The sequence below is a fragment of the Parafrankia soli genome (genome assembly GCF_001854695.1).
Taxonomy (GTDB): Bacteria; Actinomycetota; Actinomycetes; order Frankiales; family Frankiaceae; genus Parafrankia; species Parafrankia soli.
Map to the genome: position 1 here is coordinate 47,652 of NZ_MAXA01000236.1, position 10,513 is coordinate 58,164.

Genomic DNA, 10,513 nt, shown 5'->3' on the forward strand with positions numbered 1-10,513 from the left:
CGGCAGGGGCCGCACCTTGGACGGATCATGAATGCGGGTATGCGCCACGCGCCCCCGGATTCATGATCCAGTGGATGCACCCGCGCGTCGCGGAACCCCTGGACGAGCTTGTCGGCCCGGAACCGGGCGAGCACCGCCGGGTCCCAGCCGTTGACCCGCACCAGGATGTCGCCGGAGCCGAGCAGGTAGATGGCCAGCCGGCCCACGGCCCGGCGCTCCGGTGTTCCGGCGCGATGTGGTCGCCGACGGTGACGAGGACCGACCAGATCCGGATGCCGTGCGGGTCCCGGACGGCTGTCCCGCAGCGGCCCGGCCATGTCCTTGAGCTGGGCGCCGGTGACCGGGCTGAGCCCGACCCAGGTCCAGAACTGGTCGAAGCCGAACTCGGTGAGCTGGTCGGTCTTGACATCCTCCCCGGCATGAATGCCGGGGATTCCCGCACCTCGCGATGCGGGTTCCTGCTTCGTCAACGGACGCCTCCTCGCTTCAGGAGCGAAGCGGTCTCACTCCATCTCCACAGGCAGCCACCGCGAGCCCCGCGGCCAGAATGTTCCGCGCCGCATTCACGTCCCGGTCGTGAACTGTGCCGCAGCCGCGGCAGGCCCATTCCCGGACGTTCAACGGCATCTTCTCGACGATCGACCCGCACACCGAACAGGTCTTGCTGCTCGGGTAGAAACGATCGATCGCGATCACGGTGCGGCCGTACCAGCCGGCCTTGTACTCCAGCATCGTCCGCAGCTCCGACCACGATGCGTCGGAGATCGCCCGTGCGAGCGCATGGTTGMGGACCATGGTGCGGACGGACAGGTCCTCGATGACCACCGTTTGGTTCTCGCGGATGATCCTCGTGGACAGCTTGTGCAGATGATCCCGGCGACGGTCCCGGATACGGCCGTGGACCTTCGCGACCCTCGCGCGGGCTTTCGCCCGGTTCGCCGAGCCCTTCTCCTTGCGGGACAGTTCCCGCTGTGCGCGGGCGAGCCGAGCCCGGTCGGCACGCTCGTACCGGGGGCTGGTGACCTTCTCCCCGGTCGACAGAGTGACCAGACTCGTGATCCCCGCATCGATCCCCACCTGCCCCGATGTCGGAGGCAGGGTGATGATGGTCTCCTCGACCAGGATCGAGATGTGGTACTGGCCGCGACTGTTCCGCGACACCGTCACCTGCGACACGTCCGCGCCGTCGGGCAGCGGACGCGACCAGACGATGTCCAGCGACCGGTCCTGCTTGGCGAGGGTGACAGCGCCGTTCCGGTAGCTGAAGCAGTTCCGGAAGTAGGTCGCCGAATCGAGGGTCCTGCCCTTCTTCTTGAAGGACGGGTAGCCGGCCCGCTTCTCCCAGAAGTTCACGAACGCCGACTGAAGGTGCCGTAGCGTGGCCTGCAAGGGTCCTTTCGACGGCTCGGCGAGCCATGCCGTCTCCGGGTCCCGTTTCCACGCGGTGAGCATCTTGTCGGTCTCGGCGTGCGTGATGCGGCGCTGTTCGGAAAACCACGCGCGAGACCGCTCGGCGAGCGCCCGGTTGTAGACGTAGCGGACGCAGCCGAAGGTACGGGCGAGCTGCTCGGCCTGCTCTGGGGTCGGGTAGAAGCGGTAGCGGTACGCCCGCTTCACCACCCCGCCCCCCATAGCTGACAGGATACCAACCTTTCCTGTCGCGCTATCGTTGATGCGCTATCCCCGCCCTGAAGGACGGGGCCTGCGCGCTACGTTCCACGGTCATGGGGGTGGTCTCCCTCCCTACCGGCCCGGCTTGCGCTCCGCGAAGAAGAAGGACTGGGCGTTGTCGTGGAGCCAGGCCTGGCGGACCTCGTCGGTCAGGTCGAGGTTGGCGACCTCTCCGGTGCACCGGGACATGGACAGGACCGGGTGGTCCGAGGCGAAGATGATCCGGTCGCGGCCCCGGGTCGACAGGTAGTGCAGCAGCGACGCCGGCAGCCGCCTGGGAGACCACGCCGACGTCATCAGCCGCAGATTGCGATATTTGATCATCATTCGGATCGCGGTGTCCCACCACGGATCAGCCCCGTGGATCATGCACAGCCGCAGCTCCGGGAACCGGATACAGACCCGGTCGAGATGTATCGGGTTCTGCGGCTCCGCGGGGATCGGCGGCCCCGGGATACCCGTGTGCTCGGCCCGACCGTGGCGTACACGACCGGGTAGTCCCGGACGAACGACTCCAGCGCGCGCAGCGCGCTCATCGGACGCAGCAGGTTGAAACCGCCGATCCCGAGCGCGAAACGGTCCGGACGCTCCTCGGCGTAGCGCCGCGCCCGGTCGTCCTTCCGCCCCGCCTTGGAGATCAGGATCGCCCGCTCGACACCGGCCGCGTCCATCGCGTCGACCAGCTCGGGAAGCTCCGGGCTGCGCAGGAAGTCCGCCCCGCCCTTGAAGTAGTCCTCCTTCACCCGGATCATCCAGTCCGGCGGCGCGCTGTCCCCCATGTCCACGTTGACCAGGCAGTCGATGGCCTTCACCTTGACCTCACCTTCCGGGAACCCGCGGTGCCCTCCTCGACGAGGAGGCGGCGGAGCGCGTCGATGTCGACCTTTCCGCTGGCCAGCCGCGGCACCCGGTGGGGGGCGCGGACGATCAGCCAGCGGGTCGGGATCTTGAAGCTGCTCAGGTTGGCCCGGGCCTGCTCGGCCAGCTCGTCCGGGTCGTCGAGTGAGCTGGCGACGACCACCGCCGCGACCTCCCGCGCCCCCACGGCGCCGGCGGCGCCGGCGGCGCCCGCGGCGCCCGCGGCGCCCGCGGCTCCCGGTCCGGTGGAGACGTCCGTGACTTGGGCGGCAGTGACGTAGGCGTCGGTGACGTAGGCGTCGGTGACGCCGGGCAGCGCACGCAGCGCCGCCTCGACCTCCATCGGGTAGACCGTCGCGCCCCGGACCTTGAACATGTCGTCGAGGCGGCCTCGATACCAGAGGTAGCCGTCGGCGTCGAGCAGGCCGCGGTCCGCGGTGGGATAGAACCCGTCGGCGTCGAACACGTCCGCGCGGTGCCGGCCGGCGATGCCGCGCATGACGTTCGGCCCACGCAGCAGGATCTCGCCCTCGGTACCGGGCGGGAGGACGGTTCCGGTCTCCGGGTCGGCGATCCGCACCTCGACACCGGTGAACGGCCGGCCACAGCTGCCGTGCTTGCCGGCGGGCAGGTCCGTGTCGAGCCGCGAACCGCAGTACGGCCCGAAGGTCTCGGTCATCCCGAACAGGTTCGCCCGGGCGCCCGGCCCCGGCCGCGCCGCCGGCGGCAGCACCGCGCCGAGGCTCGCGGGCCGCAGCGTCGACAGGTCGGTGGTGGCGAACGCCGGATGCGCGGCGAGCCGTGCCGCCTGGTCGGGCCAGCCGCGGAACAGCGTCACCCGTTCGCGCTCCAGGAACCGCAGCGTGCGGGCCGGTTCCGGCACGGCCTCGGTGAGCAGGGTGGCGCCGGCGACGAGCGCCGAGAGCAGTCCGCCGCCGAACCCACCGGTCCAGAAGAACGGCATCGGGATGTAGAGCCGTTCGCCCCGCCCGATGCGGCGGCTGTCCAGGCTGGACGCGACGGCCCGCAGCCCGTTGCCATGGGTGTGGAGCACCCCCTTCGGGGTGTCGCGGCTGCCCGAGGTGAACAGCACGGCCAGGTCGTCGGCCGGGCGGACGGCCCGGCCGAGCGCCTCGACGAGCGGCGCCGGTGCGGCGCCGGCGGGCAGCTCGTCCGAGGTCCACTCGTCCGAGGTCCAGATCCAGCGCGGTGACGGGAGATCCGGGTGCGGGCGGCCGCGCCGGGCATGCTCGGTCAGCCCGGGCGCCGCCGACGCCAGTTCGTCGAGGTGGTCGCGGCCGCGCAGCCGCGGCACCACGACCAGCTGGGTGACGGCGGCGGCGCGAAGCTGGGCGAGCAGCTCCGGCGGCCGCAGCAGGGTGCTCAGCGGGACGAGCACGGCACCGACGCGCATCACCGCCAGCGCGGCGGTCGCCCACCCGATGCCGTTCGGCATCACCAGCCCGACCCTGCTGCCTTTGGTGACGCCGGCGCCGACCAGCCGCCCGGCCAGGGTCCGGCTCGCGTCGTCGAGCTCGGCGAAGGTGATCTCCTCGTCGTCGCTGACGAACGCCTGGACCGCGCCGTCGAGGCGCCGCCGGGTCGCGAGCAGCGCCGGGATGGTCAGCTGGCCCGGCAGCACCGGCGCATGGGGCAGCACCGCCTCCTCAGGCATCGCTTCGGACAGCACCGCCTCTTCAGACAGCGCGGGGTCGGGCAGGGAGTCATCCGGCGGCACGGAGCAGCTCCTTGAGCGCGGTCATGTCGATCTTGCCGCTGGACATCGTCGGCACCTCGTCGTCGGCGATCGGCACGATGCGCCGGGGGACCTTGTACGCGGACAGGCGTTCGGCCAGCCGGCGGCGCAGCCCGTCGGGGTCGACGGTCCGCCCGGGGGGCACCCGGACCGCCGCGGCGACGATCTCGCCGCGAGCCGCGTCCGGCAGGCCGACGACGTGCGCGGTCAGCTCGGCGACGTCCCGGATGGCGGCCTCGACCTCGAGCGGCGAGACGTTGGCGCCGGCCGTCTTGATGACGTCGCCACCCCGGCCCTTAAAGTAGAAGAACCCCTCGTCGTCGACGACGAACAGGTCACCGGAGTGGTACCAGCCGTCGGCGTCGAACGCCTCGTGGCGTTCCCGCCCGTAGTAGCCCTCCATCAGGAACGGGCCCCGCAGCCACAGCTCCCCCACCTCGCCCGCGCCGAGCACCCGCCCGTCCTCGGGATCGACGATCCGGGCCTCGAAACCCGGCGCCGGACGTCCGAACGAGCCGCGCCGGTGTTCGGGCTGGTCGCCCTCGTCCTCGCTGACCAGGCACACACTGCCGGTCTCGGTCATGCCGAGCATCTGGTGGCGCAGCTGCGGGTCGGCCGGCCGGACGTCGCTCGGCATGAGCGCGTACAGGTTCCCGCGCCGGATCGAGGAGAGGTCACGGCGGGCGAACGTCGGGTCGGCGGGCAGGCGCGCCACCGACTGCGCGTAGCCGTTGACCATCGTCGGGCGCTCGCGCTCGAGCACGTCGAGCACACCGGCGGCGCTCGGCGCGTTGGAGCACACCAGCCGGCCGCCGGCGAGCAGCGTGCCGAGCAGCGCGTAGGCGAACCCCCCGATCCAGAAGAACGGCGAGTTCGAGAACAGCACGTCGTCGGCGGTGTAGCGGCGGATCTCGTTCAGGTTTGCGAGGTGGCGGATCAGCGCGCCATGGGTGTGGATCACACCCTTCGGCACACTCGTCGACCCCGACGTATGCACGATCACGAGCCGGTCACTCGCGTGCACCGCGTCCTCGGCCGCGCGGGCGACGTCCTCGCCCACCTCGGTGCCCCGGGTCAGCAGGGCGTGCACCTCCCAGGCGGGACCGGCGCCGCCCCCGCCGTCGGTTGCCATCCCGGGCTCGGCATCCGCCGTCGAGCCGACGAAGACGTGCCGAAGCACCGGCATGGACGGGGCGAGCAGGGGTGGTGCCGCGGCCTCACCGAACTCGGGGACGGCGTCCCGCAGCGCCGCGACGTAGTCGTGGGAGCGGTGGGAACGCGCGCTCAGCAGCACCCCGATGTCGGCGTTGCGCAGCAGGGTCCGCAGCTCGGCGCCGGTGGAGAAGGTGCTCAGCGGCACGCTCACCGCGCCGATCCGCGCGACGGCGAGCCAGCCGACGACGAACTCGCTCCCGTTCGGGTGCAGGAGCCCGATGTGCGTGCCGCGGCCGGCACCCACCGCCAGCAGGCCGCGGGCGAGCGCCCTTGACCGCCGGTCGGCGTCGGCGTAGGTGAGCACGTCCTCGTCGCAGGCGAGCAGGACCCGCGGGCCGTACCGGTCGGCCTGCCGGCGCAGCAGTGCCGGGACGGTCAGCGGCGTCCCGTCCCCGGCGTCGACGGTCGTGGCGATCATGACTGCGCCCTCCGCGGTGAGACGTCCGGCAGCCGGGCCCGGTCGCCCTTGACCGCGTCCAGCTCCGCCTCGCACAGCACGACGTCACCAGCGGGGTCACCGGCGGGGTCACCGGCCAGCAGCCGGCCGGTGGTCCTGATCCGCGGCCCGTCGGCCGACCGGGCCAGCACGAAGCGCAGATCGGTGCGCAGCGGGACGGGCCGCCGGTAGCGCAGCGCGAGCCCCGCCGTCTTCCCGGCCAGGCCGAGGTCGCAGTTGTGGTGCTGGATCACCGCGTCGAAGAACAGCGCGAGGAAACCGCCGTGGACCAGGCCCGGCGGGCCCTCGTAGGCGATCGGGAAGTTGACCGTGCCCTCGGCACGGTCGCCGTCGACGGCGATCTCGTAACCGGGGAAGCAGGGATTGAACGCGCCGATGTGGCGGGAGTGGTCCAGGTAGACGCGGCCGTCGCCGTCCGCCGCCGTGCCCACGCGGGGCGCCGGGTCGGCCGGGACGCGCCGGCCCAGCAGCCGCTGCGCCACGTCGAGGGCGGCGAGCAGGGCGTCCACCGCCGGGTCGGGATGCTCGAGCGCGAGCAGTAGACCGATGACCTGCCGTAACCGCTCCGCCGCCTCGACGGTCTCCGGGAGCGGCTCAACGCCGAACGTCCAGGGCGAGGGCGGGGCCGGGGCCGGGGTCAGGTCGGTCACCGCAACCTCCACGGCCGCCCGGCCGTCGGATTCCCGTCCGGCGTCCCGCCCGTCCCGCCCGTGCCACCCGCGGGCGACTCCTTGGCATCCGCCTCCGCCTCGGCCATCCCGATCGGGTTGCCGAGCCGGGTGTAGATCAGCGACTGCTCCATCGCCGCGCGGTACGGCCGGTCCAGCGACTCCCAGATGGCGCGCACGGTTCCCTGCGTGGCGGCCGACGGCTTGCGCGCGATCCCCGCCGCGATCTCGTGGGCACGCTCCCAGAGCCGCGCGCGGTCCACGACCTCGGTCACCAGGCCGATGCGCAGCGCGGTCTGGGCCGAGACCCGCTCGTCGTTGCCCGACAACGCGATCCGCAGCGTCTCCCCCAGCCCGATCTTCCGCATCAGCCCGATCGGTTCCACCGCGCACACCCGACCGTAGGTGACATGCGAGTCGAAGAACGTGGCGTCCGACGAGCAGATCACCACATCGGCCTCGTTCAGGAAGTAGAACGCACCAGCGGTGCAGATGCCCTGAACCGCGCACACCACGGGCTTCCAGCACTTCTGCCACTTCGGGCTGAGCAGCTCGCCCGGGTCCTCGTGGTTCCACACGTCCTCGGGCTGGCCGAACGGCTTCTTCACGTCCAGCCCGGCGCAGAACGCCCGGTCCCCGGCCGCCCGCAGCACCACCGCATGCACCTCCGGGTTCAGTTTCACCCGCTGCCAGACATCGCGGATCTCCCCGCACATCCGCCGGTCGAAGGCGTTCAGCGCCTCGGGCCGGTCCAGGGTGATCGTCGCGACCCGGTCGGGCCCTGTCTCGTACCGGATGGTCGAGTAGGTCGACGTCATGTGTCCCGCCACTCCGCCTTGTCGGTGTATCGCGGCGATGGTAGCTCGCAACCCTCAAAATATATAGAGATATAGCATAACCTCGCGCGTCCGATCAACGAGAGGGTGTGCCGGCGGGCGAGAACCTCGGGCGCGTGACTGCGACCGCCGACCCGTGGCATATATATAGAGATTTAGGTTTAGGCTGCGGTCGGATCATTCCCGACGCGCAGGAGAGGGACAGCGTGGAACTGAAGGGGTTGCGGGCGGTCGTCGTGGCGGCGCGTCCGGGATGGCCAGGGCGACGGCCGAGCTGATCGCGACTCGCGGTGGGCGGGTGGCGATCCTGGACCGGGACAGCAGCGACGGCGCGGCGGTGGCCGAAGGTCTCAAGGGCAGTTTCCATGCCTGTGACGTCACCGACTTCGCGGGGATGGAAGGCGTCATCGAGACCGCGGTGGCCGCGCTGGAGGGGATCGACGTCGTCGTGAACACCGCCGGCGGGGCGATTCCCGGGCGCACGCTGAGCAAGGACGGCCCGCTGTCGATCGAGACGTTCCAGGGCATCATCGATCTCAACCTGACGGGCACGTTCAACGTGGCCCGCCTCGCCGCGTGGCACATGAGCCGCAACGCGCCGAACGCCGACGGCGAACGAGGCGTGATCATCAACACCGCGTCGATCGCCGCGTTCGAGGGGCAGATCGGACAGATCGCCTACACCGCGGCGAAGGGCGGGGTGGCCGCGATGAGCCTGACGATGGCCCGTGAGCTCGGTTCTCTCGGGATCCGGGTGAACGCCATCGCACCGAGTCTGTTCCAGACCGGCCTGACCCGAGGTCGAGAATCCCATGCTCAACGGCTCCACCATCCGCCTCGACGGCGGCCAGCGCTTCGCCCCGAAGTAGGCCGGGGCATGAGCATTCTGACCGAGCTCGTCGGCGGCTCGCTCGTCGTCACCATCAACCGTCCCGAGGCGCGCAACGCTCTCAACGGCGAGGTCGGTCAAGGCCTCGTCGACGCGCTCACCCGCGCGGAGAGTGACAACGAGATACGCAGCATCGTTCTCACCGGCGCGGGCGACCGTACGTTCTGCGCCGGTCTCGATCTGAAGGCGCTGTCCAAGGGTGAGAATCTCGCACCCGTCATGCAGGCCCTCGATGGATTGCGGGACTTCCGGAAACCTCTGCTGGGTGCGGTGAACGGCAGCTGCCTCGGTGGCGGCTTCGAGGTCATGATGCGCTGTGACCTGGTCGTCGCCGCGGCGGGCGTGAACTTCGGCCTCCCGGAGGTCAAGCGCGGCCTGTTCGCCGCGGGCGGCGGCACCCGGCTGCCGCTGCGGCTGCCGATCGCCCGGGCCTTGGAGCTGGCGCTCACCGGTGATCCCATACCCGCGGAGGAGGCCCTGCGCTGGGGCCTCGTCAACCGGGTGGTGCCACCGGACGAGCTGCTGGCAGCGGCACTGGCGCTCGGGAGAAGTAACTCACCAGGACCCGGCGACGGGTCCGGCACCTCGGAAATCTCGTACTGCCCGCCAGGGGCGACCACCGCCGCGCGCATTGCACCTCCGCCGTGTGCTGTCACTGTGTGCCGTGGCTGTGTCCCGCGCCCGCGCCGCGGTCGCCCGAGTTTCAGCTAGGCGATCGACGCGAGCCAGCCGGTGACAAGCGTGTTGAACTCGGCCGGGCGGTTCCTTGTGCAGCCAGTGGCCGGCACCCTCCCAGGTCACCACGCGCGATCGGGGGTCGGTGAAGACGGCCCGCTCGACCGCGGCCCGCGCCGGGTCGGCGTAGAAGGTCAGCACTGGGCAGCGCCGTCGGCGCAGATACGGCTCGCTGCGCGAGTGCAGGGCCATCCCGGTCGTCTGCGCCTCCAGCGACTGCCGCAGCACGTGGCCGGCCATCCCGGCGATCCGGCGCACCTGCCAGGTCCGCAGGGCCGGCAGCCGCGCCGGCGAGTCCATGCCGCCCACCAGCTGCTGGACGAACGGCGCCGGGTCGGTGTCGGCGAGCAGGTCGAGCATCGGCCCGATCGCGCCGGCCGTCTCGCCCGGGAGCAGGTAGGCGGGATCGACGGCGACGGCGACGGCGACCCGGTCCGGGTACTCGACGGCTAGCGCGCTGACCACGCTGCGTCCCATCGAGATTGCCCGGGGGGACTGGCGCTTTCAGGCGTCAGGGCAATCGGGCGCGGACCGTAACCATGGGTGTACGTCGCTGGTATGTTCGGATCATGGTTCGGGGGATGCGGGTGGGCGCGGGTGGCGTCTACGATCTTGGATGTCACGTCGTGTGGTGCTCGAAGTACCGCCACCCCGTGTTCGCCGCTCCTGTCCATGACCGCTGTGAGGAGCTGATCCGGCGGAAGTGCACCGGGCACAAGTGGACAGTCGCAGCGTCGAAGGTCACGCCCGACCCTGTGCACCTGTTCGTCAAGCTTCACCCGAGGCACTTCCCGTCGTCTGTCGCCAACCAGCTCAAGGGGTTGACGTCCCGGGTGCTGCGCGAGGAGTTCGGGCATCTACGGTCCTGGTTGCCGGCCATGTGGTCGCGGTCGTACGTCGCTGCCACCGTCGGCGCGGTTTCGCCCGAGACTGTCCGCCGGTACGTCGACACCGGGGACGAGTGGCCGTGGCGTGTGGAGCGGGCCCGGTGAGGCGGGCGTTCAGGTTCCTGCTCCGCCCGACGGCGCGGCAGGCCGCCGTGTTGACGGCGATGCTTGATGATCATCGGGTGTTGTACAACGCCGCGTTGCAGGAACGACGCGACGCCTACCGGAGCGCGTCGCGGGTGACGGTTCGTTACGGCGACCAGTCCGCCCAGCTCARGGAGATCCGCGCCTGCGACCCGGATCAGGGCCGCTGGTCGTTCTCCTCCCAGCAGGCCACCCTGCGTCGCYTSGACAAGGCGTTCGCCGGYTTCTTCCGCCGGGTCAAAGCAGGCGAGACCCCCGGCTATCCGCGGTTCAAGGGCGCGGGCCGGTTCGACACGGTCGAGTGGCCGAGGGACGGGGACGGCTGCCGCTGGAACTCCCAGCCTGAGCATCCCACCCGGACTCGGGTCCGGCTTCAGGGTGTGGGTCACGTCAAGGT

The 10,513-nt window shown here is 71.1% G+C and carries 11 protein-coding genes and 1 pseudogene; 5 read left to right on the plus strand and 7 right to left on the minus strand.

Translation table 11 applies throughout. From position 1 onward, the window contains the following. Nucleotides 1–486: 486 nt before the first annotated feature. From BBK14_RS24945 to BBK14_RS24970, 7 genes are all read right to left on the minus strand, one after another. Nucleotides 487–1,620, minus strand: coding sequence for an RNA-guided endonuclease InsQ/TnpB family protein (locus tag BBK14_RS24945; protein WP_241831825.1), 1,134 nt, complete (start codon nucleotides 1,618–1,620; stop codon nucleotides 487–489). Nucleotides 1,621–1,743: 123 nt separating this feature from the next. Next, entirely contained in the window at nucleotides 1,744–2,127 is a 384-nt protein-coding gene (locus BBK14_RS42985; protein ID WP_338045498.1) for an amidohydrolase family protein, read from the minus strand. Next, complete coding sequence (locus BBK14_RS42990) at nucleotides 2,037–2,483, minus strand: amidohydrolase family protein (RefSeq protein ID WP_241831826.1); 447 nt, start codon at nucleotides 2,481–2,483, stop codon at nucleotides 2,037–2,039. The genes BBK14_RS42985 and BBK14_RS42990 overlap by 91 nt, the downstream gene beginning before the upstream one ends. Next, nucleotides 2,480–4,267, minus strand: coding sequence for a class I adenylate-forming enzyme family protein (locus BBK14_RS24955; RefSeq protein WP_241831827.1), 1,788 nt, complete (start codon nucleotides 4,265–4,267; stop codon nucleotides 2,480–2,482). The genes BBK14_RS42990 and BBK14_RS24955 overlap by 4 nt, the downstream gene beginning before the upstream one ends. Continuing rightward, nucleotides 4,254–5,918 carry a class I adenylate-forming enzyme family protein gene (locus BBK14_RS24960; protein WP_071065685.1) on the minus strand — a complete coding sequence of 555 codons (1,665 nt, stop codon included), beginning with the start codon at nucleotides 5,916–5,918 and terminating at the stop codon, nucleotides 4,254–4,256. The genes BBK14_RS24955 and BBK14_RS24960 overlap by 14 nt, the downstream gene beginning before the upstream one ends. Beyond that, a complete protein-coding gene (locus tag BBK14_RS24965) occupies nucleotides 5,915–6,607 on the minus strand; it encodes a hotdog family protein (RefSeq protein WP_083391234.1) in 693 nt (230 codons plus the stop codon). Before BBK14_RS24965 ends, BBK14_RS24960 begins: the two co-directional genes overlap by 4 nt. Beyond that, complete coding sequence (locus tag BBK14_RS24970) at nucleotides 6,604–7,443, minus strand: enoyl-CoA hydratase/isomerase family protein (protein ID WP_071065687.1); 840 nt, start codon at nucleotides 7,441–7,443, stop codon at nucleotides 6,604–6,606. The genes BBK14_RS24965 and BBK14_RS24970 overlap by 4 nt, the downstream gene beginning before the upstream one ends. A 224-nt stretch (nucleotides 7,444–7,667) precedes the next feature. Here BBK14_RS24970 and BBK14_RS24975 point away from each other — a divergent pair. The 5 genes and pseudogenes from BBK14_RS24975 to BBK14_RS24995 form a co-directional block, all read left to right on the plus strand. Continuing rightward, nucleotides 7,668–8,330: pseudogene (locus BBK14_RS24975) on the plus strand (SDR family NAD(P)-dependent oxidoreductase). Between the two features lie 8 nt (nucleotides 8,331–8,338). Further along, nucleotides 8,339–9,061 (plus strand): enoyl-CoA hydratase/isomerase family protein, encoded by a 723-nt coding sequence (locus BBK14_RS24980; RefSeq protein WP_083391235.1) that lies wholly within the window; start codon nucleotides 8,339–8,341, stop codon nucleotides 9,059–9,061. A gap of 252 nt (nucleotides 9,062–9,313) precedes the next feature. After that, nucleotides 9,314–9,538, plus strand: a complete 225-nt coding sequence (locus BBK14_RS39140; RefSeq protein ID WP_071065688.1) for a hypothetical protein — start codon at nucleotides 9,314–9,316, stop codon at nucleotides 9,536–9,538. Nucleotides 9,539–9,654: 116 nt separating this feature from the next. After that, the gene (tnpA, locus tag BBK14_RS24990) at nucleotides 9,655–10,077 is read left to right on the plus strand and encodes an IS200/IS605 family transposase (protein ID WP_071065689.1); all 423 of its coding nucleotides are present in this window, start codon (nucleotides 9,655–9,657) and stop codon (nucleotides 10,075–10,077) included. Continuing rightward, on the plus strand, nucleotides 10,074–10,513 hold a 440-nt coding region (locus BBK14_RS24995; RefSeq protein ID WP_157904330.1), incomplete at its 3' end, for a helix-turn-helix domain-containing protein. The genes tnpA and BBK14_RS24995, both read left to right, overlap by 4 nt.

Coding starts and splice junctions, on each gene's coding strand:
- tnpA (WP_071065689.1), top strand. CDS start 9,655: ATGGTTCGGGGGATGCGGGTGGGCGCGGGTGGCGTCTACGATCTTGGA.
- BBK14_RS24970 (WP_071065687.1), bottom strand. CDS start 7,443: ATGACGTCGACCTACTCGACCATCCGGTACGAGACAGGGCCCGACCGG.
- BBK14_RS24960 (WP_071065685.1), bottom strand. CDS start 5,918: ATGATCGCCACGACCGTCGACGCCGGGGACGGGACGCCGCTGACCGTC.
- BBK14_RS24980 (WP_083391235.1), top strand. CDS start 8,339: ATGAGCATTCTGACCGAGCTCGTCGGCGGCTCGCTCGTCGTCACCATC.